This window comes from Salinivirga sp., from assembly GCF_035268865.1.
GTDB lineage: Bacteria > Bacteroidota > Bacteroidia > Bacteroidales > Salinivirgaceae > Salinivirga.
In genome coordinates, this window is sequence record NZ_DATFKB010000104.1 from 21,120 (window position 1) to 47,191 (window position 26,072).

General features: G+C 39.5%; 21 protein-coding genes. 9 read left to right on the forward strand and 12 right to left on the reverse strand.

The window, feature by feature from the left end; all coding sequences use genetic code 11:
• Positions 1 to 2 precede the first annotated feature (2 nt).
• The 4 genes from VJ937_RS06230 (at position 3) to VJ937_RS06245 (ending at position 3,305) form a co-directional block, all read left to right on the forward strand.
• Positions 3 to 899 carry a helix-turn-helix transcriptional regulator gene (locus VJ937_RS06230; RefSeq protein WP_324066029.1) on the forward strand — a complete coding sequence of 299 codons (897 nt, stop codon included), beginning with the start codon at positions 3 to 5 and terminating at the stop codon, positions 897 to 899.
• Between the two features lie 96 nt (positions 900 to 995).
• Positions 996 to 1,616 (forward strand): hypothetical protein, encoded by a 621-nt coding sequence (locus VJ937_RS06235; protein WP_324066030.1) that lies wholly within the window; start codon positions 996 to 998, stop codon positions 1,614 to 1,616.
• A gap of 138 nt (positions 1,617 to 1,754) precedes the next feature.
• Complete coding sequence (locus VJ937_RS06240; RefSeq protein WP_324066031.1) at positions 1,755 to 2,555, forward strand: hypothetical protein; 801 nt, start codon at positions 1,755 to 1,757, stop codon at positions 2,553 to 2,555.
• Positions 2,556 to 3,089: 534 nt separating this feature from the next.
• The gene (locus VJ937_RS06245; protein ID WP_324066032.1) at positions 3,090 to 3,305 is read left to right on the forward strand and encodes a hypothetical protein; all 216 of its coding nucleotides are present in this window, start codon (positions 3,090 to 3,092) and stop codon (positions 3,303 to 3,305) included.
• Positions 3,306 to 3,429: 124 nt separating this feature from the next.
• Here the strand turns inward: VJ937_RS06245 and VJ937_RS06250 are convergent, their stop codons facing one another.
• Positions 3,430 to 3,873: a hypothetical protein gene (locus VJ937_RS06250; protein ID WP_324066033.1), complete on the reverse strand. Its 444-nt coding sequence runs from the start codon at positions 3,871 to 3,873 to the stop codon at positions 3,430 to 3,432.
• A gap of 356 nt (positions 3,874 to 4,229) precedes the next feature.
• Positions 4,230 to 9,737 carry an alpha-2-macroglobulin family protein gene (locus VJ937_RS06255; RefSeq protein WP_324066034.1) on the reverse strand — a complete coding sequence of 1,836 codons (5,508 nt, stop codon included), beginning with the start codon at positions 9,735 to 9,737 and terminating at the stop codon, positions 4,230 to 4,232.
• A 428-nt stretch (positions 9,738 to 10,165) separates the two neighbouring features.
• Here VJ937_RS06255 and purD point away from each other — a divergent pair, with 428 nt between their 5' ends.
• Both purD and VJ937_RS06265 read left to right on the forward strand, forming a co-directional pair.
• Positions 10,166 to 11,437, forward strand: coding sequence for a phosphoribosylamine--glycine ligase (gene purD, locus VJ937_RS06260; RefSeq protein WP_324066035.1), 1,272 nt, complete (start codon positions 10,166 to 10,168; stop codon positions 11,435 to 11,437).
• A 7-nt stretch (positions 11,438 to 11,444) separates the two neighbouring features.
• Positions 11,445 to 12,416, forward strand: a complete 972-nt coding sequence (locus tag VJ937_RS06265; protein WP_324066036.1) for a DUF6427 family protein — start codon at positions 11,445 to 11,447, stop codon at positions 12,414 to 12,416.
• A 27-nt stretch (positions 12,417 to 12,443) separates the two neighbouring features.
• Here VJ937_RS06265 and VJ937_RS06270 read toward each other — a convergent pair whose 3' ends face one another.
• Together VJ937_RS06270 and VJ937_RS06275 are read right to left on the reverse strand one after the other, a co-directional pair.
• Positions 12,444 to 12,701, reverse strand: a complete 258-nt coding sequence (locus VJ937_RS06270) for a DUF1858 domain-containing protein (RefSeq protein ID WP_324066037.1) — start codon at positions 12,699 to 12,701, stop codon at positions 12,444 to 12,446.
• A gap of 129 nt (positions 12,702 to 12,830) precedes the next feature.
• Positions 12,831 to 14,780: a tetratricopeptide repeat protein gene (locus tag VJ937_RS06275; protein WP_324066038.1), complete on the reverse strand. Its 1,950-nt coding sequence runs from the start codon at positions 14,778 to 14,780 to the stop codon at positions 12,831 to 12,833.
• Between the two features lie 77 nt (positions 14,781 to 14,857).
• On the opposite strand from VJ937_RS06275, the gene VJ937_RS06280 reads away from it, so the two are divergent.
• Positions 14,858 to 15,955 (forward strand): glycosyltransferase, encoded by a 1,098-nt coding sequence (locus tag VJ937_RS06280; RefSeq protein WP_324066039.1) that lies wholly within the window; start codon positions 14,858 to 14,860, stop codon positions 15,953 to 15,955.
• 52 nt (positions 15,956 to 16,007) lie between these two features.
• Here the strand turns inward: VJ937_RS06280 and VJ937_RS06285 are convergent, their stop codons facing one another.
• From VJ937_RS06285 to VJ937_RS06310, 6 genes are all read right to left on the reverse strand, one after another.
• Positions 16,008 to 16,628 carry a cytochrome b/b6 domain-containing protein gene (locus VJ937_RS06285; RefSeq protein WP_324066040.1) on the reverse strand — a complete coding sequence of 207 codons (621 nt, stop codon included), beginning with the start codon at positions 16,626 to 16,628 and terminating at the stop codon, positions 16,008 to 16,010.
• A gap of 5 nt (positions 16,629 to 16,633) precedes the next feature.
• Entirely contained in the window at positions 16,634 to 17,578 is a 945-nt protein-coding gene (locus VJ937_RS06290) for a hypothetical protein (protein ID WP_324066041.1), read from the reverse strand.
• Positions 17,579 to 17,689: 111 nt separating this feature from the next.
• Entirely contained in the window at positions 17,690 to 18,106 is a 417-nt protein-coding gene (locus VJ937_RS06295; protein WP_324066042.1) for a cytochrome c, read from the reverse strand.
• A gap of 29 nt (positions 18,107 to 18,135) precedes the next feature.
• Positions 18,136 to 19,002 (reverse strand): DUF5777 family beta-barrel protein, encoded by an 867-nt coding sequence (locus VJ937_RS06300; protein WP_324066043.1) that lies wholly within the window; start codon positions 19,000 to 19,002, stop codon positions 18,136 to 18,138.
• A gap of 11 nt (positions 19,003 to 19,013) precedes the next feature.
• Positions 19,014 to 19,379, reverse strand: coding sequence for a hypothetical protein (locus VJ937_RS06305; RefSeq protein WP_324066044.1), 366 nt, complete (start codon positions 19,377 to 19,379; stop codon positions 19,014 to 19,016).
• A 103-nt stretch (positions 19,380 to 19,482) separates the two neighbouring features.
• Entirely contained in the window at positions 19,483 to 20,511 is a 1,029-nt protein-coding gene (locus VJ937_RS06310; RefSeq protein WP_324066046.1) for an ammonia-forming cytochrome c nitrite reductase subunit c552, read from the reverse strand.
• Positions 20,512 to 20,746: 235 nt separating this feature from the next.
• Here VJ937_RS06310 and VJ937_RS06315 point away from each other — a divergent pair, with 235 nt between their 5' ends.
• Positions 20,747 to 21,439: a Crp/Fnr family transcriptional regulator gene (locus VJ937_RS06315; RefSeq protein ID WP_324066047.1), complete on the forward strand. Its 693-nt coding sequence runs from the start codon at positions 20,747 to 20,749 to the stop codon at positions 21,437 to 21,439.
• 44 nt (positions 21,440 to 21,483) lie between these two features.
• Positions 21,484 to 24,537, forward strand: coding sequence for a c-type cytochrome biogenesis protein CcsB (gene ccsB / locus VJ937_RS06320; protein WP_324066048.1), 3,054 nt, complete (start codon positions 21,484 to 21,486; stop codon positions 24,535 to 24,537).
• Between the two features lie 104 nt (positions 24,538 to 24,641).
• On the opposite strand, the gene VJ937_RS06325 is transcribed toward ccsB, so the two are convergent.
• Both VJ937_RS06325 and VJ937_RS06330 read right to left on the reverse strand, forming a co-directional pair.
• Positions 24,642 to 25,157 carry a hypothetical protein gene (locus tag VJ937_RS06325; RefSeq protein WP_324066049.1) on the reverse strand — a complete coding sequence of 172 codons (516 nt, stop codon included), beginning with the start codon at positions 25,155 to 25,157 and terminating at the stop codon, positions 24,642 to 24,644.
• A 12-nt stretch (positions 25,158 to 25,169) separates the two neighbouring features.
• Entirely contained in the window at positions 25,170 to 26,039 is an 870-nt protein-coding gene (locus VJ937_RS06330) for a hypothetical protein (protein WP_324066050.1), read from the reverse strand.
• Positions 26,040 to 26,072 lie beyond the last annotated feature (33 nt).

Genomic DNA, 26,072 nt, shown 5'->3' on the forward strand with positions numbered 1-26,072 from the left:
AAATGCTCGAACACCAGAAAATATTTCGCATTTTTCAACTGCTTGCCCGGCTGCGTGCGCCATTGGGTTGCACAAAAGCTGATATTGCAGCAGATTTTGAAGTAAGTGCCCGCACAGTAGAGCGTTACCTGAGTTTACTGCGTAGCATTGGTTTTAATATCGAGTTTCAACGGGGGCGATACCGCATTCGCTCCCTTAATGAAACCCGCATGCAGGTTGAAGACCTCATCACATTTACACTGGAGGAGGCTCAGTTGATTAAAACTGCACTCGAAAACCAGCAAGTGAAACATCCATTGCAGCAGAGCTTATTGAGTAAACTCTATGCCATGGCCGAAATGCCGGAACTCACCGAAACCGTGTTCGACCAGTCTGTAAGCAACAACATTTCGTTGCTTTACCATGCCATGAAATACAAATTACAGGTTATACTACACAACTACCAGTCGCTTAACAGTGGTACAGTTCGCGACCGCCTGGTTGAGCCCATACGCATGTACCGTTACAACCGTTATTTGGCGGCCTGGGAAGTAGAAGACGGTATGATTAAAGAGTTTAAAACCGAACGCATCGAAAAAGTAGAACTTACAGAAACACGTATCCGCTATACGGCCAGGTATGGTAATTATGGAGTGGACCTCTTTGGCATGACCGGCGAAAAAAGCACTATAGTCGAGATGGAACTCAGCCACAGAGCTTTTTTACTTCTTACAGAAGAGTTTCCAGGCACGGAAAAATACCTCATCCAAAAACATGACCATTATTTACTCAAAATCCCGGTGTATAAATGGGAAGGAATTGGACGTTTTGTACTGGGATTGCCCGGTGAAATCCAAATTATTGGTCCGGAAGCATTCAAAGCATATGTTAAAAAGAAAATTGCAGAATATAGCAATTAAATAAAAATTATTTTCGCCAAACAATAATGGTTAAGACTTCTCAATTATAAGTATTATCAACAAAATGATCTTAAAATGTAAAAACAAATTCCTACAATGGGAATCTTAAACCATTCAATTCAAATCCTTTTATTAGGTATGCTTACCAGCTGCATACCTCACAATTATTACCAAATGTGCACCGCAGCATCAGAAGATGTCGACAAACAGAATAACAATTTGGTGTATGAAAACGAAGATGTGCGCGTCACTTATAATCTCTGGGCTGAACCGGGGAATAGTAGCTTTTGGGTACACAATAAAACCAGCACTGACATTGTCATTGAACTTAATCGCTCGCACCTGATTATTAACGGAGTGGTGCATACCTATTTTCAAAACCGGGTTTTCACCACCGTCGACGAAAGCAGTATTTCATCAGGTAAGTCAAAAGCCACCAGATACAATGCCCGTCAGTTGAGCATTAAAAATATCGAAGAAAGAATTGAACAGAAGCAATTGCGCATACCCCCCAATGCAGCCAAAAAAGTGACAGGTTTCTCAATTATGAAAAGCATTTACCGCGACTGCGATCTTGTACGAATCACTGACCGGAAAGAAAACAGCATAAAAAAATTTACGAAAGACGCTTCGCCACTTATTTTCCGCAACATGATCTCTTACTGTAAAGGAAAAAACTTTAACTGTAGCAGAATTTCAACAAGCGCTGCTTCTTAAAGAACTTATAAAAGTTTAAATTGAGAGAGTAAATAAATATTGCCGCCAGAATGTAGCTATAAAAATAAAACATCTCACCTTTACATCTCATGTAACTAAAAGACCCATTTTTTAGGTCCTATTGATACACAAAATGTAATGGCAGATAGTGTTTATAAATCGAGAAATCTCACCAGAGATCAGCTTCATTTCCTAAAGCGAATTGAGGAGGAGGAGATATTGTATTTTCAACTCAGTGAAATTGAGGAAGAATTGAATGAATCTTACGCTAACCTGAATGAAATACTCGAGAACCTGGTTGAAAAGGGAGTACTCATCCGTTTAGAAAAAGGAAAATATTGCAAAGCAAACTTTAACGAACCCAATGTATTGGCATCATTTATATCCCATGGTGGAATCATTGCTTATTGGTCAGCCTTGCATATCCATAACCTTACCGACCGTTTTCCCAACACAATATTTATTAAAACTGATTACCGGAAAAGGAATACATCTGTTTTGGGTTCAACCATTCAGTTTGTATACACAAAACCGGAAAAACGAATTGGAACCATCCAAATGGGATATGGGCAAAATTCTTATGTCATAACCGATAAAGAAGCAACGTTAATCGATTGTTTCGATCAACCACGTTATGCTGGTGACTGGCCGGATTTATTGCGGGCTTTACACCAGGCAGATATCAATTCTGAAAAAATGATTGAATACACGAAAATTTATCAAAATCAATCACTGATAAAGCGAATCGGTTACTTGGCTGAGTTATTCAACAAAAAGAAACTACAAGAATTTATTGATTTTGCATTAACCCAAACCGGCAAGCGTTATATTCTTTTAGAACCCGGTGGCCCGGACAATGGTGCATTTGATGCCAGATGGAAAATTCGGTTAAATATTGATGATGAATCTATCAAAAGTATTATTGAAGCAGAGTATTAAATGACTGATGTTTCGCAGTTATATAAACAATTAAAAAACAGCTCTTTGGTTAATATGATAATTCCGCACCTAACGGCGCTCGGGTCTTACCCAGGCATACAATTCTACCATAATTCCGCACCTATATTTCGACTGCGCTCAATAACCAACGGTGCTTTCTGAAGTTTTTAAGCCTCATTAGAGGCGATATTATGGTAGATAATTTATGCAAAAATGGAAAATCGCCGCGATGCTTCGTTAAATAGCATTAACAAAAGAGTTATCGGCGAACATACACGAGGGTAAAACAAAGTTGATTTATGTAAATCTCAGTAAGTCAATCTGATGTTAAGTGCGAAACTTTAGTAAATGATTAAACAAAGTGGAAAAACACTGGCACAGAAGCCTACAACACCAGGTATCTTCCGAAGAATCATCTAAAGCAAGCCACATAATTAGCAGTGTAAAAAACAGAATATTTAATTATTTGTAAACACAACCAACAACCTCATAACCAACAATAAAACCCAAAAAACGCTGAAAGGCCGTTTAAATATGCTGATCGGCATTAGCGATAAACTCAAGTTTCTCGTGGGCTTTTTTTATTTCTTCGGATATGAAGCCCTGCTTAAAAGTTTGCAAGCAAACCCACATGTACAAATAAAATTGCTCGCAAGTTTACAGGTCGACCGGTTGTTGCACCAGATAGTTGAGCATGGCAACCAGGAAACAGGAATGTCGCAGGATGATCACTTTGAACGGTTCCATTAGTGCGCTGACTGCAGAATCATTTGGGTGACGTTTATTTAGCCCGCATACTCAAAAGAATAGAAAATCAGCGACAGGAAGTAATTATTGCTATAGAAAACCAAACAAACAAGGGCTGACTTTTTCATCATTCATATTCAGCATGCTCCGGATCAAACCGACCTTTGTCCGGGTGAATAGTGTCTACCTCCATATAAAGTGTTTTAGAAGGATGTTCCTCATCAAGTAACAAAACATATTTTTGCTTTCTATCGAGATGAATATGGGTTACATGTGCAAAATGTGTATCTACAACATGAAACCGGTTATTACCCCCTATTACATCATAGAACTCGCTACCATCATCAAGTTGTTGCTTTAACTTTACAAGCAAATACAATTCACCTTTAATCATAAATGAATAATTGGCTCCTGATCTTTGAATTAATTTGACAATATAATGACCCGACACCTCATACCAGGTATCATAGGGTACTATTGTTACAGAATCATTTTCGGCATTGTAAACCAACTGGGCTTTTAAGGGCATTGTAAATGCAAAAAGCAATATTAAAACAAAAATTAAACGCATAACAGGACATTTTAAAGGTTTATTAAGTAATCTACGATGCACTCCCGACAACTAGTGTCGGATTTTGAATTTTTTATAATATTTTTTTTTGAGGTAGTTAAATTTACTGTAGTTGACTTTAATTAGGGCTGATAAAGAGATCAAGTTATAGCAACCAAAGCAGGAATTAAGCAGTTAAACTAACAAAAGAAAATGAAGAGAAAGATTTAAATGCTTTGCGTTGTGACAAATATATCTCCGATAAGCTCACATAGCTCGAATTTTGGTTTTTTATAAAACAACCAACCATAATGCGATATTAGACAAAAAAAGCCCGCTACAAAATTGCAGCGGGCAATGGAATTATTTCAAATAGATTATTCCTTACGTTTAACTTTTACAAACTTCGATTGGGTGCGTGCATTAATTGCATGATCGTACATGGCTTCTACCGAAACCGGCGCTAAATAAAACCGGCCAGGATAGCTGGCATTTAACTTAATATAAAATACTTTTTCCTGACTCTTAGCCAAATCAAAATAGGTCATCACCCTGGTGTCGCGAAAATCGCGGTAAGTGTAATTGCTCTCGTTAATTTCGCCGTCGAAATCGGTAAACCGTGTATTAATAATTTCCCAACCTCCGGGTGCAGTATATGTAAGGGCTAAATCTTTATAGGCTCTTCTTACACCGGGATGCCTCACCTTAATTTGTGCGATAAAATCTGTGGTTTGGTCGATTTGGGAAACCGACACCGGATTTTGGTTGAAATCAAGGTATTGCACATCAATACTCAAATTAGAGGCACCACCAGCCATTTCTTTAGGCAACGGTTTACCCTGACTGATCATCTGAAGAAATATTTCACCACCCGACTGGTTAGTAAACCTGATATTCTGCGACAATGAAAATTCTAATGGGAAATCGACACTGGCCACATGCTTGCTACTTTGCACAGTATTTTTCTTGCCATTATTTACGGCATAAGTGAGGTCAATTTTACGTGCCACATCACGTTTGCGGTAAAAATCGGCGATGGCGTACATAACCCATGCACGGGTTTGCGTACTGTACCAGCGGTCTTCAATCATAGCATCCGACATTTCAGCGATCAGATTAAAAGCTTCGGTCTCTTTACCTAAATAATCGAGTGTTTGTAGCACCATAGCCTGCTCGCGCAACGAAGATCCGTAGGTATACCTGATCGTTTCAATGGGTTCTGCTACTGACAAACTTGTTATAAGTTTTTCAGCTGCACGTTCCCGCCCTGCTACAGCATAAGCAGCAGCCAATCGCCACTGAACCGCAGGATGTAAATCTTCAATACTTCTCAAACGATTCATTGGACCACGTGCAGGCTTATCGGCCAATGCAAGGGTATAAAGTCGGTAGGCTTGATTGTATCGCGAAGTCGGGCCATTATCGACCCAATTGCGGGCCATAGTTTTCTGGTAACGTATCCATTTATTCAACAATCCACGGTCGACCTGGTAACCTGCCTCCCGGGCAACAAGCATAAAATGTCCGGCATAGTTGGTGCTCCATTCATTTACATTGCGTGAACCAGGCCAGTATGCCAATCCCCCACTGTTCGTCTGAAACTTACGAAGCTTTTGAAGTGCAGCGGCAATTTTATCTTTCATTCGTTGGGCACTTTTATCTGTCAACTGTATTATTTTCGGCGCATACACAAGTCCGAAAACACCTGAAACAGTCTGCTCAATGCAGCCATGCGGATAATTTAAGAGATAATGAAAATGCTTTTGAATATTGAATGGTGGCATTGTGGCAATTTCAGCTGTAAAATCATTCGTGCCTGGTGCTCCGATCGGATCGATGGCCACAGTACGGCTCTCATTATCGTCGAGGCGTACATAATTCACATTATAAATGACAGGTGTAGGATTATAAATTTCCACAAAAAGCGGTTCCATGGCCGTATAACTTCCATCCATCGCATGAATACTGAATTTTGTGCTTCCGGGTGCCTTACCAACCACACAATCAAAATATATCATTTTTTCCTGCTGCCCGCTTTCAAAAGATATCCTTCTTTTGGGATTGTCGACGCTAATTTTATTGTCGTGTTTTACCTCTACGGTTACACTGCCACCTGATGTCTGATCACGAAAAACATTCACAGGCAAAACAAACTGATCTTTCATGACCAATTTTCGCGGTGCAGTAGCCATCACCATCAAAGGTGATTTAACTTTTGTAGAACGTTCCGCCTTACCAAAAGCCTGCTTGCTGCGCGCCACAACCATTGTTCGTACCTCTCCGATGTAGGGAGGCAATTTCATTTTATGGGTATATGATTTTCCTTTTTCAAGGTTAAATGGCCCCTCTACAATTACAACCGGTTTAAATCGCTGGTCGGCAACCTGTGAAGGATCTTTATCGCCCATGGCACCACCACCGATACCAATTACACGTTCAATTGTGGAGCTGAACGCACCAATTACCCAGTCAAAAATATCGTAGGTCATCACGCCCAGGGCCTCGTGGCTAAAGAAATGGGCGTATGGATCCGGTGTGGTAAAATTGGTCAACGCCAGCAGCCCTTCGTCAACTATGGCAATGCTATAGTTCATGGCCTTGCCGTATTGCTCTGAAATGGTAATCTCAAACTCCTCGCCGGATTCTATGGTTCCATCCATTTCAATTACCGGATATATTTTCTTTTCGGGATCAGTCACTTTAATTCCGGCCACACCATAAAGCCTTAACGGCAAATCGTTTGCTGTTCGGCTGTAAGATTGCAGGTAATGAATATTGATGTAACAGTTCGGACTCATTTGGGGTGTTGCTTTAAATGAGAATGACGTTTCCCCATCCTGGGTATCGACCCAATAATCTTCAATTACCTTTACACCATTTTCAATACTCACAAGTGCCTTACCTCCTGCTTCGGTTGGAAAGCTCAGGCTCACTTTTTCGCCGGTTTCGTATTGCTCCTTATCGGTGGCAAAACGAAGCATATTTTGCGAAACACCGTCAGGTCGGTTCGAACGCCCTGCAATAGATGGCCAGTCAAAATAAATAAATTTGGAGGCCACCTGCTGATTGCGCATGTTGGTTACTTCAATTAAATAGCGTCCCCATTCGTTACGATCCATCGAAAGATTGTACGTTGCTCTTCCATTTTTTATATTAACGTAATCGGTCTTTTTCAGCTTTTTATATCGGCGATAGCGATATCCGAAATCACTGGCAGACTCCCACCACCAACTCCAGGCAACTTTATAAACCTTCACTTTAGCCCTAACTGTTGAGCTCATTTTTTCGCCTTTTACGTTAGTTGCTGCCAAATCTACGGCAATTTCTTTGTCGGTTTGGTACATGTTGTAACGACCTGTAGGCTCGGGCAATCTTATACCCACATAGGAGGTGTAAGGAAAATATTGCTGCCTGGCTGATGCTATGCTGAAGTTTCCATTGGGCTCAAAAACCTTAAAAAAGTACGAAAGCGCAACTTTAGCCGGTAGCTCCTGCGATTTCGGGATATAAGGCGAAATTTTAGCATCTCCGTTGGCATCAAGTTTTCCTTCAAAATACATTTGAGGAGGCGTACTCAGTTGCTGCTCCTGGTGATTGAACTCATACCCCGGCCAATCATCAAACCGGAGTCTTGATTTTGTAGCAGCTCCTTCTACTGTAACCTTTAAATTACTTACCGGTGCACCGTGCAGCCATTCTACATGAAGCCCAATGTCCTGTTTCTCATCAGCCAGTAGTTTTTCCGGGGTATCAATATCCAGTTTAAGCCTGTTAGGTTTTACTGTTTCCACAGCTATTGATTTCGTAAATGTACGGCTACCCACCAGTACCTTTATGCGCCAGGTACCGGTTTCATCATCAGATGAAGTGGGAAAATGCACCAAATAATGATCCGCTGCATTACGCGAAAGCACCTTTTTACCGGCCAGTTGCGAACGCGCATTATACAATTCAATGGTAACGGGAATATTGCCAGGCAAATTACCTGTTAAGTCATGCAACATAAAACCGGCATAAATCGTATCGCCGGGTCTGTAAACACCACGTTCATTGTACAAAAAACCTTTCATTCCCTCGCGCACAACTACACCATCTGTCGGAAAATGGCTGTATGAAAGGGCTTCAGAACTACTCATGCGTAGATATGTGGCATGATTTCCATCTGTAACTTTTACAAAATAGGGATCTTCAGATCCAACAAATTCAATTTTTCCATTGGCATCGGTCTTTCCCTCTTTGAGAACTTGTTGTTGATAATTCAACACCTCAACTGTGGCGCCCGATAGCACCTCTGTTGTTGACAAACGTGTTGCAAATACTGTTAGATGCTCACCTTCTCCTGCTTTAGCAATAACGCCAATATCGCTGATCATAAAATTATGTTTCATGGCGCGTCTGAAACCATAATAGTATTCATGACAGGGATCATCGCGGTGACGCCAGCTATAACTATTGCCATATGAATAACTTGAAAAGTTTTTCCAGAAACGCTCAGATGCAATTTGTGCCTTTTTATCAGCAGCAAGCTCATCGCATTGTGTGATGGCATTTTCTTTCCGGAAACCAATCTGCACATGGTACAGGGCACCCGGGGCCTGCTCTACAATTTTATTCAGATCAATATAAAAAGTATTCCACTGGCCCAGATCAGTATTGGCAAATTGTTCCAGCATTACTGTCTGCTCAAAAACGGGTTTCCCGACACGATTCAGTTGGCGGTTATCGTCGAGACTATTTACCTGCAAAAACTGAATGATATTGTTTTCATACACACGATACACACGAACATCAACAGCCTTTAAATTCACAGCCTCGAAAGCAAAGAGCGCACCCTGTTCTCCTGGTGGCAGTATTACATCATCTGATTTGGCCCGCACAGCCGGTTTTAATTCTTCAAAAAGGATATTAAAAACTGTATCGGCGCTCAATGTTTTATCATTCGTACTCTCTATGCCTCGCCGAATGGTCAATTCATCCTGAATTTTCTGTCGCTCTACGGGCTGTATAATCAGCTGATTTCCGGCCACATCCACCTGGTAATCATCGATTTGCTCAAACCCAACGAGGCCGGATAATTCCTGGTACCGCTTAATGGGATCAGAAAAGTAAAGCACAACTTGTTGATCGGGATGCTGCTGTACTTTATAACCTGTAATGATAAATTCATTTTTCGAAGGAATTTTATACGTAGTAGTTCCTTTATTGCTTATGTTCAGCGGCTCTCCGGTATATTGAATGGTTAAAACTCTTGACTTTTCGGTTCGGGCAATACTATCGATTGTAAATTGAAAAAAACGACCACTTTTATCTGCCTCCCACTTCACCTTGTAACTTTTATCACCAACAGTTGCCTGTAGCATTTTACCCACAACATCGGCCTCGGCTTTATCTGCAAGTTTGAGGTTACCATACACTTTCAGCATATCTGCTTTCTGAATATCAACCGGCGCAAGACCTTCAATTTCAATATTAAAATTTTGCTCAATCACATTAAAATCAAACTCATAGGCATCTACCTTAAGTGAATCGACCATTTCTGACAAATCGACTTCAACATGATACTGAGTACCGTTTTTAAAAGGCTCAGCCGGGGTATACTCCAGCACATTGGGCTGCACCCAAATGGCCTGACCTTTAGTTTTGGGCGATATTTCAAACGCACCATCAGAGAGCGCAATGCCTGTTTGATCTACCGAAACGATATTTTGAGTAAAATAAACTTTTACGGCACTATGAGCAGATACCGTCCCACTGGTATGTGCTGAAATCCAGCGGGCATATGTTTGTCTGTTTTGCTCACCTGACGAAGCAAAAACAATAAAATATAATGCGATTGCCACAGCCAGCAATGCGCCAATGGTAATAAGTAGTGTTTTTCGATTCATGGCAGACTAATTTTTGTTTAAAGTTAAAAAAAATGGGGTTGTAATGGTAATTATTAAGGTGCCATTTCCATAGGTTTATGATGAAGGGTAGCAAAAATTAGCTAAACAGCCATTACCAGAAACGAACTCTGCGCATCGGTTAAGTGGCATAAAGCCGCTAAGCCTTTCCCGTGGATGCTTGTTCTCCTCTAGTTTTTCTCAAAACCTGAACAACCAGACGTGACCCGCTTAGCGTATATTCCATCAGTCATACTTTTCGAAAGCGATTGAAGCATCTAAAAACAATGCGCAGTCTTTAAACCAGCGAAAGGAAAAGAAGCTAATAGTTCCATCAAACATTTAACCATTTGGCCGTATCGATATAAAAATATCTTCATTTCCCTGCCGGAAAATATTATCTTCGTGAAGATTTAAAATTTTAATGCATTATGAACGTATTGATACTTGGCTCCGGTGGCAGAGAACATGCACTGGCGTGGAAACTCAGCCAAAGTAAAAAAATCGATCAATTATATATTGCTCCTGGGAACGGTGGTACGCAACACTGCGGAACCAATATCGATATAGCTCCTGATGACTTTGAAGCAATTAAAAAAATTACGCTGGAGCAACAGATCGGCCTTGTCATTGTTGGGCCTGAAGCGCCACTTGTGAAAGGAATAACCGATTTTTTCACTGCAGAGGAAAAACTAAAATCAATACCAGTTGTGGGCCCTACAAAAGCCGGAGCCAAACTGGAAGGCAGTAAAGATTTTGCTAAAGCATTTATGCAGGAATTCAAAATTCCAACTGCTCAATATCAGTCGTTTACAAAAGATACGCTAAAGGAGGGGAAAACATTCCTTGAAACCTTAAAGGCACCCTATGTATTGAAAGCAGACGGTCTGGCAGCAGGCAAAGGGGTATTGATTCTCGAGGATATTGATGAAGCAAAAATAGAGTTGGAAAATATGCTCACCGGCAAATTTGGTGATGCAAGTGCTACCGTGGTAATAGAGGAATTCCTGAAAGGCATCGAATTGTCGTGTTTCTGTTATACCAATGGGAAAGATTATGTGATGCTGCCAGAGGCTAAAGACTATAAGCGTATTGGGGAAGGCGACACAGGATTAAATACAGGTGGAATGGGTAGTATATCACCGGTTCCATTTGCCAACAAAGCATTTTTACAAAAAGTTGAAGAACGAATTGTTGAACCTACAATTCATGGGATACAGCAACGTGGAATTGATTATCACGGGTTCATATTTTTTGGCCTGATGAATGTAAATGGAGACCCTTACGTGATTGAATACAATGTACGTCTGGGCGATCCTGAAACAGAGTCGATTATGCCCAGAATAAAAACCGACCTTATGGATATGTTCGGGGCCGGCATCGAAGATAACCTCAAAGACTTCACCCTGGAGCTTAAACCAGACTTCGCCACTGCCGTGATGCTTGTCTCAGGTGGATACCCTGAAGCCTACGAAAAAGGAAAAACAATTACAGGCCTTAATGCTGTAAAAGACAGTATTGTTTTACACGCCGGCACAAAAATCAATAATAACGAAACGGTCACCAGTGGAGGCCGGGTAATGGCCATTACAAGCCTTGACCAAACAATGGAAGCAGCATTGAAAACTTCAATGAATAATGCAGAAAAAATTAATTTTGATAAAAAATATTACCGGAAGGACCTGGGATTTGACTTAAAATAGATAGCGTATGTTTGTTAGATTACTTAAAGGACCACAACCCGCCAATATATTGCTTATAGTGCTTTTCAGCATTTTACTATGGCTCAAACTGTTCTGGACCCACGATTTCACATCACAAACATTCTTTGCTCCCTTCCTTAGGCCTGACTATCTGCATATTGGAAATCAACAGTTTCTTAATACAATACTGCTCTTTGCAATCATTGTATTTGAAGCTTTCTATATGGTCAGACTTAATTTTCAGTACATATTTATCGACCGGCGCACATACTTTCCGGCATTTGTGTATATTTTATGGATGACCTTAATGACCGGGACCAACCATTTTAATGCAACTGTTATTGCAAATCTTTTCATCCTTATTGCATTTGAGGATATGCTCAAAACACAGATAAATCGTTTAAACATTAGAATAATATACAGGACAGGGCTGTTGATCGGCATTGCGGCCATGTTTTATTGGCCGGTAATACTAATGTTAGTACCTTTTTGGTTTTTTACACTCATTTTACATGGTCTTAACTGGCGAGGTCTGATCGCACAAATTCTGGGTGCTTTAACGCCCTGGGTATTTATAGCTTTTTACTATTTCATGACCGATCAGATTGGAGTATATCAGGACATCACAAACAGTTTAACGATGCAGCGCAACTTCCCGCTGAGTGACGATATGAGGTCAATTAAAATATATGTTCTGATCTTTTTACTTTTAAGCGCCATGTGGTATCATTTTACACATGTAATTGATAAGAAAATCATCATTAGAAAATATTACAATGGTCTGTTTTGGTTCTTATTAACCATCACAGCAAGTATGTTATTGATACCTTCTGCCGGCCAGGCAGGTATTGCATTGGCAGGCATCCCGGCAACTATATTTTTATCCAATCAATACCTCATTACCCGCAGCAGAATCTTTCCCGAGATTAACTTCAGTATTTTCGTCGCTGCAGCAGTTGCATGGGTTGTAATAGCCTAAATGACAAGAGCTCCGAATATGGAAACGTTAATCGTCCATTGATTTGGTCTCAATCCTTTTTCCGCCGGCAGAATCCTCAGGCGGGTTTTCCTGCAAGTGATTCAGGTCGGCTACAAATTTTTCAATAGTATCATCATCAAAGCCTTTTTCTTTAGCGGCTTCTTCAAGGGTTCCCCAAATAGGCTCGCCACAAGCAATACACTTAATTCCCTGCTCCATCATGTACCTTACTGCTCCGGGTACATCATCTACAAGGTCTTCAATTGTAATATCTTTTGTAATCATAATATCTATATATTTTGATACGTAAAGTTACAAGAAATATTCCAAAACAAAAAACAACTCAAAACATTAAAATTCAATAAATTAAGACCTGAAATTATGGCATTTAATAATCTTGAAAAACAATAAAAACTACTCTTGTGATTTACAGTATCGCTTTATCACATTATAGGCCTGCTGAATACCAAGCTCGCCGGCTTTACTAATATCAAGGCATCCTTTTTCTGTTTCTTTAAGGTAAATTAATGTAAGACCACGATTGTAGTAGGCTTCAGGAAGTTTATCAATGGAAATGGCCTCGGTATAATCTGCAATCCCTTTCTTAAATTCGCGCTGCTGGCAATATAAGTTACCACGATTATAATAAGCAAGACTAAATTTATTGTTCAACTCTATGCTTCTGGACAAATCTTCAATGGCATCGGTATAATCAAGGGAACTATTGCCTCTGGTGGTATTATTCATTGAATTGGCATCTTCATTTAACCTGATTTGAGTCTGAAAATCATTCATTGTCTGAATATACGATTGCATTTGAGCTTTTATGGTGCCCAACAAGAAATACTCCTGCCAATTTTTTGCTGAGTTATCAAATGATTTTACTGCCTTATAATAGTTATTACTCAGGCTCTGGTCGAGCGCATAACTATACAATTGGAAACGCGAAGAACCGGGCGTGAGCGAATCAATACTTTCAGGTTCTGCAATCAAATTATCCGATTCGGTTTGCCATAGTCCGGGAATCCATTTCCAACTGTTATCATCATTCTTTTCATAATCAAATATGGCTTGCACAAACTGCAGATTTTCTGGGTTTACATCCTCGGCCGCAGGGATAATTATGTAATTATTTTTAAGGGTAATCTGAACATCTTTGTTCTGAATTCGATTCCGGCTAAAATCGTTATTAAACTCTGAGTTAAAATCAACAAGTTGTGCAAGGTTTTTCGATGTATCTCGAAATGCCTGGTAGGTAGTATCGTCATGAGACTTTTTATATTCGGCAATAATATTTTCAGCTTTTTGCCGGTCCAGATATGCTCCTTTATCCTGTCCCAGTTTTTGTTTTACTATAGACCTATTGATGTAAGCTGTGGCAAAATCGGGGAAAATATCTATGGCCTTACCATAATCTTCCAGCGCACCTTTTAAATCACCAATCTCAATCTTAACGCCAGCCCGGTTATAATAAACCAGCACGTTATCAGGGTTAAGATTACTTACTTTGTCATAATCTTCAATGGCATCGTCGTAATTACCCATTTCGGATTTAAGCAATGCACGATTGTATATAGCCAGGGCATTGCCGGGGTCGAGTGTAATCACGGTGTTATAATCCTCCAAAGCCTTATCGTAATCACCCAACTTATAATAAGCCAGTGCTCGCTGATACACAACAAGGCTGTTTTTGGGGTCGAGTCTAAGGGCCATATCATAATCTTCAAGGGCTTGTTTATAGTCACCTTTCATGTAGGCAATAAGTCCGCGGCGCCTAAAAGCCTCTTCGTCGTATGGGTTTAACTTAATACTCTTATTGATGTCCTTAATAGCTTTTGCCGTATCTTTTAGCTCCAAAAAGGCTATGGCCCTGTTCATATATGCTAAAGGCTGGTTAGGATCAATTCGCAGCGCTTCATTAAAATCATTTCTCGCCTTTTTATACTTTTCATTCATCAGGTAAGTAAGGCCGCGGTGCACATACACCATAGGCTCGGTAGGGTCCATTTGCAGCGCCTGTTCGTAATCGTCTAAAGCATCTTTAAAGTCATTAAGTTGTTCATGTGCCAGGCCCCTGTTATGATATGCCATTGCGAAAAAAGGATTAATGCTTATGGCTTTCGAAAAGTCGGCCCGGGCTCCCAGGTAATCACCAAGATTATACTTTGCAATACCCCGAAAAAAATAGGCATCGGCAAATTTTGGTTTCACTTCCAGTATACGGCTAAAACGGTTGATGGCTTCAGTATAGTTTTTATCCATCAGGGCTATACGCCCTGCCCCCAGGTAAGCTTTAATATTTAGTTGAGAAAACACTGAGAATGACAAGAACACAAACAATATAAAAACGAAATATTTCTTCATGTGATACGACTGTATTATTGCAGGTTTAGGCGTTAAACATTACTTTTACTGTTTAAGCAATTATTTAACGCAATATAATGAATTTTATTCCGCTGCTTTTTTATTCCTGCGCATTTTTTCTGCTTGTGGCCTACATCCTGAGCATTACAATTGCTATGCGGGGAATAAAAGCAAATAAGAAACAAAAAGGAAGCAAGTCAAATAAAAATATCAAACCAGACATCATAATAGCGTATCATAATGAAGAGAAAAAATTACCTGCGCTTATAAAAGATTTATTATCACAAACCCATAAACAATTCCGTGTTTTATGGGTAAATGATTCCTCGACTGACAACAGTGAAACAATAATTAGAAAACAGGGAAAACAACTGGATCAGTACCTGTTAAATAATCCAGAGAAAGGCAAAAAGCAAGCTATCAGATATGCGATTAGGGAGACAAATGCGCCATTGTGGCTTTTCACTGATGCAGATTGTCGTTTACCCTGCACCTGGGTTTCAGATTACATTACGCATTTTGAAAACCAAGGCAGTGGTTTATATTTTGGATCGGTAATATACAATGCCAACAATTGGCTCGAAAAAATATTTGCTTTAGAATTCCTCAGCTTAACAGGCACAGGGGCAGGTCTGGCTTTAAAGGGCATGCCTGTATACATGAACGGAGCAAATTATGCCATCACATCAGACCTTGGCAGTGCTTACAACCGAAGCAAAGACGCGCATCTGGCTTCAGGCGATGACGTATTTCTGCTACATACAGTAAAAAAACACTTTGGGCCGGAAAAAATAAAGGCCTGCCCCGACAGATCGATGATCGTTAAAACAGCAAGCCCTACAACACTTAAGACATTTATTAAGCAAAGAATGAGGTGGGGTGGCAAGGCCACAGCTTATAGAGATTGGCACGCTCAAGGGCTGGCCATTTTGGTTTTTTCCATTACATCTGCACAACTGGCAAGCTTCTTTTTTATTGAGTATTGGCTCCCATTCATTATGCTTTGGCTTGGAAAAATAATTACAGACTTCATTGCTTTACATACCTATAGCTTAAGCTGGAAACAGCCCGGGTGGGTAAAATCTTTTTTCATTATGGCGCCGTTATATCCATTTTATATTTTCACAACAGCCATGCTTGGACTAATTAGTCCGGCAAATAAGTGGCTAAAATAAAAAGCCCCATACAAAATCACTTGCATGAGGCCTCTTATGATTTAAATATATGCTAATGGCTTTCGTGATAACCTGATATAATACTTTTATAGTTTTTTAAGGGGTGTTTTCCTACTGAAGCCACGTATAAATGAATAATTAAAAATATTGAAATAAAGAAACCTGCCGCAGCATGCACAATAGCTGTTATCTGTATACCACTAATCTCAAATACCTCATCAATAATAAACTCAGGAAATAGCAGAGCAACACCTGTTATAATTACTATTGGCATAAGCAAATACATGGCAGAAGTATAAGCAATTCGCTGCAAGGGATTAAACTTATTATTTTTTTCAATTGGATAGGGCTTCGGGGCATCTTTAAAATAACCGGTCAGATAATATTGTGTTTGTTTGGTAAGCCGCTGCAATAATCCTTTCATCTTTATGCGGTATTGCTTTCCATTTTCAGTAAAGAGGTTTGCGAAAAAGAAAAACACGTAACTAACCACTGCAATAACCCCAAATATATTATGGAGGATAATCGCTGTATCGAATGGTATAAACGGATACTTAATGTCGGAATACTGAATACTGATACCTGTTAAAATTAACATTATGATACACAAAGCATTTAAACCATGCCATAAGCGCAACCAAACAGGATATAGATATAGTTTTTCGCTATTCATAATAATTATCTTTTTACAATTCGCATGATAATATGGACCAAAATACCGCCAAAGGTCAGTGCAAAAATCAGCAAGCTGATATTATTTAGGTACTTATTTCTGTTGGCCCCAACAACGTAAGCCTCATTTAAGATTACATCATTATAAAAGCCGGATGACCGGTCGGAAGTTCGCTTATATTTATAAAGCTTATTGCTTAGCAGAGAATTTGTAGAGTGACATTCAACACACTTTCTCACTGCTTTTTCCTTGGCCAAAATTTCATGCGATACATTCATGGTATCTTGAACTGAAGTATGGCATTCGATACATCGTACATTTTTAAAATGCAGCTCCTGATTGGGCAGCCAATTATGTGTCTCCATGATTTGGGGTTGCTCCTGTTCGGTAAAAAGTTGATAACGGGTAAGGTCCCCATGACAATCAAGGCACATTGCATTATTACCAGCAACAATTTCTTTAATCATACTTGTGCTATCACGCGCAATAAGCTTATATGTATGTGGGTCGTGGCATTTGGCACATGTAAAGTTATCACCAATAGCCTTAACGTGCACACTTTCATTTACCTGCTCTGATATTTCATCAAAATGGAATTCTGCGAAAAGGTCGTCACCACCGTGACAATCCATACATTTATATTGGGGCTCCAATTTTAAAGAAGCCTTGTGTGGGTATGTTTCATACTCATAATTATGACAATCGATACAAGCAAAAGTACCATGCACACCTTCCATATAGCCAATACTGTCTACAATATAATAAGGATTCATAATACGACGCTCACGCGTATCAGTCATTTCGATATAAACACCATAATGCGAATTGCCATGACATTGGAAGCATGTACGGTTCATATCGACCATTTCGGGCTCATTATCCTGCGCAACAGCCGTCCCTTGAAAAAAAAGAAACAATAATGCTGGCAGTATCAGAATCAGTTTTTGCATATTCATAAAATTTGCATTTATGTTTTACCGGAATTAAACAATTCTGGGTTAAATAAAAGCACGCCCAACAGGTTAGCTATTGCCAACCCATTGAGCTGTGCAATAATCTGGCTATTTCATTGATCTGATATAATTAATCAGAGCCCAACGATCTTCTTCATATTCAATTTTCGACTCATAATTGGGCATTTCATCGCGTCCGATAATAGACATATAATACAGTTCGCCATCGGTTTTTGATTGTATCTCTTCTGAACTGAAATCACGCATAGCGGTTTCTAACATACGAGATTTTGGGCCGTCTCCCTCTCCTTTATTTCCATGACAAGAGCGGCAATGTTTCATATAAAGGCTGCGCCCAACATTTTTAAGCGACTTATCACCTTTGTGCGGATTTTCCATATTCTTATACTTGGCTGGAATCTCCCACTCTGGTCCGTACTGTTTATCTTGTGGTAAACTGAAGGACATTAGAATAAAAGCCATTGCTATGGCTGATACTAGAATTGCTAAATAGGTCTTTTTCATAATTCAAAAATTTACGTTATACGAATTGTTTAAAATGACCATAACCTTGTAATGGTAAAACCAAAATTAAACTGCTCGAGCTCAAACTCTTTGGTCTCACGCACCATTGCATATTGAGGCAATAAGTGATTTGTGTAACCCATGTATAAATGAAATGCATGGGTACTGGTTACGATCTCATATCCAATAGTAATATTTGGATTTAGTTCATATTCTTCTGTTCCCGATAGTCTCAGGAAGTCAAGTGGCTGATCATAATTAAATACGATATTGCCTGTTGGAGCGACTCTAACCCTTCCATTGAAATGTATACCTACACGATCGTAATCGAATCGTGAAGTATCGGTCATATTAAAGTGAGAAAAACTTGCTCCAAGTTGTACACTTACTCTATATCCAAACTTACGGCTCATGATGAGCTGCCCGAAGTAAGATAGCCTCTGTGGGAAGGCATTCTGGGCTCCCAAATTTTCTTTTTCACGTCCATCAATACCCATGTTTCCGTAGAGTGCCAAACCAAGCGGGCGAGAGTTATCGCGCGTCTGTTCAAAAACAGTCCACTTTGCGTTGAAATCATGTGTCATATTTGTTCTTGTCAGGCCATAACCTACCTGTACATTTTCGTAGGGCACATAATCAAATCCTATTCGAATATTTGCTGAAGAGTAAATTCCATATAAATCAGAAATTCCCTCTTCCATTGTACCAAACTTATGCTGAATTGCCATTTGAAGTGTTTTCTCGGGCAAAATAAATGTGGTTTGATTGTCGAGCAAATAAGGGCTCTCAAAAGGAGCTCTAACAGGTCTGGGTTTAGTTTCTTTTTCAGTTTCCTGAGCAATCAAAAACTGACAGCTTAAGAATAAAACCGATAAAAGCAGTAGTATTTTCTTCATGATAAATCTTTTTAATTATTTGGTGCACCTTGTTCAAGCCAGGCTTGAACAAGAGCGGCCTGCTCTGCAGTATAATTCTTATAATGAGAATTCTCCGGTGCTGCAACATTATAAATATTATTATCGCTGTTTAAGTCGATATATTCCGCGTTGCCCGTGAGGCTATTGTATGCATTTCCGGTAGTTAAATCCGGCGATTGTCCACCATTGTGACAATCTGTGCATCCGGCGTCGTTAAATATGGGTTCTACATCATTTGCAAAACTAACTTCTTCTGAGACTTCGGGTAATGCTTCAGCCTCAAAAGCCGTATATTCACAACCCCACAGAAATAGCACTGCAGTTAATAAAAATATGTGAATAAAACTCTTTTTCATTTTGATTAGCTTTTTTCTTGTAAAATATGTTTTGGTTAAAAACAGTTTACAAAGAATGGGGACTTCTTAAAAAAAGCCCCCATCTTGTTTATTAAGTAATCTATTAATTAAAAACCTCAATTGAATTCTGAAGCAATGCTTTCACGTAAGCAGGGTTATGTACACCCATACTGCGATCTTCAGCAACAGTAGCCCAGTTAAAATAGGCTCCGGCCTGATCAATTGTAAGATTTAGGCTACTTCCGTAATTCAATGCTTCTCCACTATCATCCAAAAGATGCCCGTCTGTTCCAATAATGTTTGCATTAATAAGTGCAGTTTCCAGATCACCAAGCATAGACTCAACTTCTGTTTGAACACCATTCACATCAAAACTACTGGCATCGGTATGACAGCTGGTACAGCTTGCCAAATTAGGCACAAAAGTGTGTCCTCCGGTAGAATTGTTATCAGCAGCAGGAGACATATGACAACTATTACAAGAGGCTCCGGTTCTGTGTGTAGAAGCGCCTGGCTCAGGATAACTCATACTACCAGCCAACTCGTAACCACCAATACCTTCTAATACTGTAGCCTGTGTACCGTGGTGCGGGCCATAATGCGGACTGGTAATTGCATAAGTACCGTCTGTTGAAGATGGAGCTGGGGTGCGTGGCTGGTGGCAGCTGGCACACAAGTTACTACTACCTTCAAAATCAAGCGAGGAACCGTCCATTAATAAAGTAACTGCCTCTTTTGTACGCATTGCATAGTCAGGACCGTCATTTTCGAAATCAAGGGTGTTATGATCGTCGTGACAAGTATTACATGCAATTGCTGTTGGAATAGGTATATCAGCAGCAGTGGTATCCCTGCCTGTATGTTGTGTTTCTACAAAACCCTCGTGGGAGTGGCATGCAGCACAATCATTTCTACCACCGGCATAACCGACATTTGCTCCTGCAGCGTGCACGCTTGATGCATATTGCGTACTAACAGAATCTTGCTTTTCGTCATTATGACATTCTTTACAAACTTCGCTTGCATTTTGTCCGTCTTGCCCTACGGGCCCCTCAGGACCTTCACAACTTATAGTTATTGCCAATGCAAATAGGGCCGAGATCGTCAATAGATAGTTTAATGTTCTTTTCATATTCCTCTGATTTTTATTGTTTTCACCTATTAATCTATTTTTTAAAATACTTCTTCTGGTTTGCCATAAACATTTTAGATAAAAATACGCATATATCTTCTTTTGGATTGATTTTTGGGCTTGATTGCTTATACTTAATTGATTGAATTTACATAACCCTGAAGCTACAAAACCCCAACTCATTTGTTGATATATATCAACCGGTGATCTTTTTAAAAATTAATACTTTTGAGCGATGGATTTTAAACCTTGTAATTCTTGTGGAACTTGCCCTGTAGGATGGGATAACTTTAAAAACTTAACTGAAGCCCAAATTAAAGAAATAGATGAAACACGTTTTGAGGCAAGATATAGAGCTGGAGAGATGATATTTAAACAAGGCACACCTACTCCCAATGCTGTATTTATGGCCGATGGTTTAGCAAAACTTTATTTAGAAACAGAAGAGGGCAAAAGAGTAATTATCGCATTAATAAAGCCAGGCAGACTTATAGGTGGACCCGGTATTTTTATTGATGACACACATTACTTTAATCTGGCTGCTGTGGAAGACTCAACGGTATGTTTTATAGGTATGAACATGCTTAAAAAAATGGTACACGAAAACGGGGATTTTGCTGAAGGTTTTTTGAGAGACATAAGTATTAAAGGACTGGAAAGTTTGAAAAAGATCATAACCTTTAGTCAGAAAAAAATGAACGGCCGCCTTGCAGAAGGCCTTCTTTACCTGAGCGACAAGATTTATAATACTGAAGATTTCGACTGCCAACTTACAAGACAGGAAATTGGAGAGCTTACACTTATGACCAAAGAAAGTGTTGTAAGGCTTTTAAAAGAATTTGATGAAGAAGGCATCCTTGATGTAAAAGGAGGCCGAATTAAAATATTAGACAAAGAGCGGCTAAACAAGATTATGCAATCTGGCTAACCGCCTAATTAAAAAAGCTTTATATTAAAAAAACTATGAAACATTTGCGAAAATTATTATTTAGCCCGGCAACCATGGTCGTTCTCCTGATCATGGCTGCTTTTTTTATGGGACTTGCCACATTCATTGAGAATGACTTTGGACCCAAAGCTGCCAAAAATGCAATATATAATGCCTGGTGGTTTGAAGTGTTGCTTTTTTTACTTGCAGTCAATTTCTTTGGATCAATTTTCGACCGAAAACTCTATAAAAAAAGAAAATGGCCCGTATTGCTATTCCATATTGCATTTGTGATAATATTAATAGGTGCTGCAATAACACGGTATTTTGGTTATGAAGGCACTATGCACATTCGCGAAGGCAACGCTTCATCCAGCATACTGCTGCATGAAAAGGCTTTAAAAGTGAAACCTACAGAAGCTCATAATTTTCAGCATCTTTTTGATTATGATATTGAAAATCCCTCTTCATTTGAGGAAGCAATAGAACTCGATGGAGAGACATACGATATTACCCTATCAAAAAACTACAATGCCGCCATTGAAAAAGCAGAACCCTCAGAGGAAGGCAAACCAACAATTGGCTTTGTACTGGCGGGCCGATCTTATCGTGGATTTTCATACATTACCCAGGGAGAAAAAAGGCAATACGGGATGCTTACTGTAGCCTTCTCCGACACCGATACTGCGGCAGACATTAGGTTCAGTTATAAAAACGACACGTTTTTTATAGAATCAAGAACACCAATAGCCCAGGGCAGAATGGGAGATCAAGAACAACGAAAACTAACAGCCGGAAAAACTGCACTTGAAACAAAAAAGCTTTACCAAACAGCCAATGTAAATCTTGTAGCACAAGAGTTGTATAAATCAGCAAACATAATTGCTGCACCGGTAAGGGCACAGAACCACAAAGCCAGCCGCCCGGCCCTTATATTTAATGTATCGCACAACAATAAGGATAAAAAGGTTGTAGTATGGCAAAGCAGAGAGTTTACCAATAACATCTCTACAGTAAAATTCGGGGAAACATCGCTCGATTTTGCATACGGTTATAAAGTAATTGAATTACCGTTTGAGATCTACCTGAACGACTTTGAAATAGAGCGTTACCCCGGTTCACACAGTCCATCCTCTTTTTCAAGTCACGTTACCATTTACCAGGAGGGCAAAGATCCTAAACCGTATCACATTTATATGAACAACATTTTAAAAATGGAAGGATACCGCTTTTACCAATCGTCTTATGATAAAGATGAGAAAGGGACAATTTTATCTGTAAACCACGATACAACCGGAACAACAGTGACCTACATCGGCTATTTTCTACTTACACTCGGCCTGTTATGGTCACTTGTCAGCAAACATACATTTTTGCGCAACACCAAAATTAAAACTCTGAGTGTGTTGGCACTTTTCATGTTTTTGTTAACACCTTTTAGCGACTTAAAGGCACAACATAAAACGCACCATACACCCAAAAACATCGTATCGAAAAATCATGCTTTAACTTTTGGAAAGCTATTGATACAAGATGACCAGGGCAGAACCAAGCCGGTCAATACACTGGCGTCTGATATAATGCGCAAAATCTCCAGAAAATCAAAAATAGCAGGCATGAATCCTGCTCAGTTTTTCCTTGAGATGCATGTTAACCCTGAGAACCTTGTACACATTCCCTTTATAAAAGTTGGAAACGACAGGGTGCAACAAATCATAGGTATAAACTCAAACTATGCCTCCTATACAGACATCGTAGCACCGGGTAAAGGATATAAACTAAGCGGCATGGTCGAAAAAGTTTATGCAAAAGCACCCGCAGAGCGCAATAAGGCCGACAAGGAAGTTATTAAAGTCGATGAGCGCGTAAATATTTGTTATGGCATGTTTACTGGTAGATTTCTAAGATTATTTCCGGCAAAGGACTCTGCTATTGACAAATGGCAAACGCCAGATAATGCATGGAAATACGCCAAAAACCCGGAAGACTCAGCCTTCCTAAAAGATGTAACAGGCGTTTATTTTCAGGAACTTTCAAAAGCCAAAAAATCTGGAAATTATGCTCAGGCCACTGAAATATTAAATGGGATAAAAAAATACCAGCGCAGTCATGCCCAATATGAGCTCCCATCAGAGAGCAAAACAAACATGGAGCTGACCTATTATCGTTGGAATATTTTCAAAAAATTATTCCCTTTCTATGCCACTGTTGGACTAATATACCTATTCATACTTGTCGGAAGCATTATTTCAGGCAAGCGATTTTCTCCATGGCTCAACCGGTCATTTATGATTCTGGTACTAATTGGATTTCTTGCACATACAGCAGGACTTGCCATAAGGTGGTATATTTCGGGGCACGCACCGATGAGTAACGGGTACGAATCCATGATTTTTGTATCCTGGGTTACCATTTTAGCAGGATTTCTGTTTAACAGGTACTCGCCATTCTCGCTGGCGGCCACTGCAATCCTGGGCGGGTTTACGCTAATGGTGGCCAACCTTAGTTTTATGGACCCACAAATAACAAATCTGGTTCCGGTACTTAAATCCTATTGGCTCACACTACATGTTTCTGTTATTACAGGCAGCTACGGATTCCTCGGGCTTGGTGCTATCCTCGGCATTATAAACCTTATTCTTTTTATGCTTCAAAGTAAAAAGAATAAAACTCGTATTAATGAAACCATAGAAAGCCTTACGGTAATTAACCATAAAACATTAATCCTGGGTGTTATCTTTTTAACCATAGGAACTTTCCTTGGTGCTGTTTGGGCTAATGAATCGTGGGGTCGCTACTGGGGGTGGGACCCTAAAGAAACGTGGTCACTTATAACGATCATAGTTTATACAGTTGTAACGCACGCCAGACTTGTTAAAAATATGAATGGCATATTCGTTTTTAATGTGTTATCTGTTTATGCATTTTTCTCGGTATTAATGACATACTTTGGCGTGAACTACTACCTGTCAGGCCTTCACAGTTATGCCGGAGGAGATCCTGTACCAATACCAACATTTGTTTATGTAAGTATAGGGCTGCTTATCACCCTCTCATTGCTGTCATGGGTTAACCATAAAAATATGCGAACGGCCTAACAAATAAAATCATAACATTCATAAAAGCTGTATAGACAAAAATCTATGCAGCTTTTGTTTTATCTACTACGAAAAATTAAGATACAGCTCAATGAAAAATTAATTCAAATAAAAAATAAAAGCAAGGTAGTTGTCAAAAAGAAAGTCGCCACAGCGGCTGCGAAGTAGAGTAACTTGCGGCGCCATTGAAAATCATCGCGACTGAGTATTCTGCGGATGGAATTCTGAATACGTAGCCTGGCAAAATTATTTTTGGTTATGATATCATCTACCACCAGCTCAGCCTGGTAAAGCTCCATCTCTTCTGTTTCGAGCTCCCCGGGATTATATAACAGAATAACATGCGTATTGAGCAGGTACTGCTTTATAGCCTCAATGGTTTCAAATACACTATTTGTATCTCTGGCATGTGCACTAACCGAAATAATAATAATATTTCGCTGTATTTTTTTCACTGCCTGACTTTTTAGTTGGTCAAGAAGGTCATCAGCAGAATTGAAGCTGAAAATTTTATGATTTTCTACGCCGCGTGCTAAAACCTGTTTGAGCACACGTAGAAAATCCCTGTCGTCTTCGACAATATAAACAGAGGTGCGTAGTATTTTGTGTAAAAAGGCCATAACAATCAATTATCAGAAGGTATAAGATATGTCTTTTTTCCGTCTATTCAATTGCTTTTTACTATTTTTTACATCTAAATTTTCTCTTAAAACCCACTTTCCATCTTCAAATTCGAGTCCGTCAAAAGTTAGATCAGACCCATAAGCTACTTTTTGTCCTTTGAGGGATGGCTTAATTGGTGTCATATGCTCAAAAACGACCATATCAATATCATCGTCGTAAAATAACCTCATGGTAGCCATGTAAGAAAACTCAAACACGACTCTTTTTTTTCTGTCTTTTTTAAACTTAAATACGCTTTTCCCAAATCTGGGCACACCGCTTGAGCTGAAACTAAGCACATCTATTACCTTCCTGTTGACAAACAAATCGCCACCATCCCAGCCAAGCAGCAAATAATGGTTTCGCCTTTTAACTTTCGCCGGCACAATTTCATAGTATAAGGCACCATACCACTGGTCAGCCATCAGCACTTGTTGCTCAGGGTCTGAAATACTATCAGAAGCATCATGCAACTCGGTGAGTCGAATTTCATCTTTATCTTCATTATAAAACTGCACAAAGCAATAGTAATTATAGGTGCCATCTGGCTTGATGATATTCCAGTTTATTAATCGAAACTTCTCATCAGGCGATAATATTTTGCCGATAGTTTTCAAAGTATCGAACCCATGCTCAAATGAATCTTTTTCTTTCAGGATACGACCAAATATTTCTCTTATAGAATCATTCAATGCCAGTTTTTTATCAATATCTTGAATAGTACGCAAACGTGTAAAATAATCGGAAAGCGTATCATCCACACTTTCACTGGTCGCTCTTTGTGTCATACCCTCAAGGGACAGAAGCACCATTAAAATCAACAACAATCTTTTCAACATGTTATGTGCTATATTTTTTTTTATAACGTTTTT

What these genes read in the sequence shown, in the direction of transcription:
- VJ937_RS06290 (WP_324066041.1), bottom strand. Translation starts at nt 17,578, where the DNA reads ATGCAAAAACTGATTCTGATACTGCCAGCATTATTGTTTCTTTTTTTT.
- VJ937_RS06240 (WP_324066031.1), top strand. Translation starts at nt 1,755, where the DNA reads ATGGCAGATAGTGTTTATAAATCGAGAAATCTCACCAGAGATCAGCTT.
- VJ937_RS06245 (WP_324066032.1), top strand. Translation starts at nt 3,090, where the DNA reads ATGCTGATCGGCATTAGCGATAAACTCAAGTTTCTCGTGGGCTTTTTT.
- purD (WP_324066035.1), top strand. Translation starts at nt 10,166, where the DNA reads ATGAACGTATTGATACTTGGCTCCGGTGGCAGAGAACATGCACTGGCG.
- VJ937_RS06295 (WP_324066042.1), bottom strand. Translation starts at nt 18,106, where the DNA reads ATGAAAAAGACCTATTTAGCAATTCTAGTATCAGCCATAGCAATGGCT.
- VJ937_RS06310 (WP_324066046.1), bottom strand. Translation starts at nt 20,511, where the DNA reads ATGAAAAGAACATTAAACTATCTATTGACGATCTCGGCCCTATTTGCA.
- VJ937_RS06235 (WP_324066030.1), top strand. Translation starts at nt 996, where the DNA reads ATGGGAATCTTAAACCATTCAATTCAAATCCTTTTATTAGGTATGCTT.
- VJ937_RS06270 (WP_324066037.1), bottom strand. Translation starts at nt 12,701, where the DNA reads ATGATTACAAAAGATATTACAATTGAAGACCTTGTAGATGATGTACCC.
- VJ937_RS06265 (WP_324066036.1), top strand. Translation starts at nt 11,445, where the DNA reads ATGTTTGTTAGATTACTTAAAGGACCACAACCCGCCAATATATTGCTT.
- VJ937_RS06230 (WP_324066029.1), top strand. Translation starts at nt 3, where the DNA reads ATGCTCGAACACCAGAAAATATTTCGCATTTTTCAACTGCTTGCCCGG.
- VJ937_RS06275 (WP_324066038.1), bottom strand. Translation starts at nt 14,780, where the DNA reads ATGAAGAAATATTTCGTTTTTATATTGTTTGTGTTCTTGTCATTCTCA.
- VJ937_RS06285 (WP_324066040.1), bottom strand. Translation starts at nt 16,628, where the DNA reads ATGAATAGCGAAAAACTATATCTATATCCTGTTTGGTTGCGCTTATGG.
- VJ937_RS06250 (WP_324066033.1), bottom strand. Translation starts at nt 3,873, where the DNA reads ATGCGTTTAATTTTTGTTTTAATATTGCTTTTTGCATTTACAATGCCC.
- VJ937_RS06325 (WP_324066049.1), bottom strand. Translation starts at nt 25,157, where the DNA reads ATGGCCTTTTTACACAAAATACTACGCACCTCTGTTTATATTGTCGAA.
- VJ937_RS06330 (WP_324066050.1), bottom strand. Translation starts at nt 26,039, where the DNA reads ATGTTGAAAAGATTGTTGTTGATTTTAATGGTGCTTCTGTCCCTTGAG.
- VJ937_RS06255 (WP_324066034.1), bottom strand. Translation starts at nt 9,737, where the DNA reads ATGAATCGAAAAACACTACTTATTACCATTGGCGCATTGCTGGCTGTG.
- VJ937_RS06315 (WP_324066047.1), top strand. Translation starts at nt 20,747, where the DNA reads ATGGATTTTAAACCTTGTAATTCTTGTGGAACTTGCCCTGTAGGATGG.
- VJ937_RS06300 (WP_324066043.1), bottom strand. Translation starts at nt 19,002, where the DNA reads ATGAAGAAAATACTACTGCTTTTATCGGTTTTATTCTTAAGCTGTCAG.
- VJ937_RS06305 (WP_324066044.1), bottom strand. Translation starts at nt 19,379, where the DNA reads ATGAAAAAGAGTTTTATTCACATATTTTTATTAACTGCAGTGCTATTT.
- VJ937_RS06280 (WP_324066039.1), top strand. Translation starts at nt 14,858, where the DNA reads ATGAATTTTATTCCGCTGCTTTTTTATTCCTGCGCATTTTTTCTGCTT.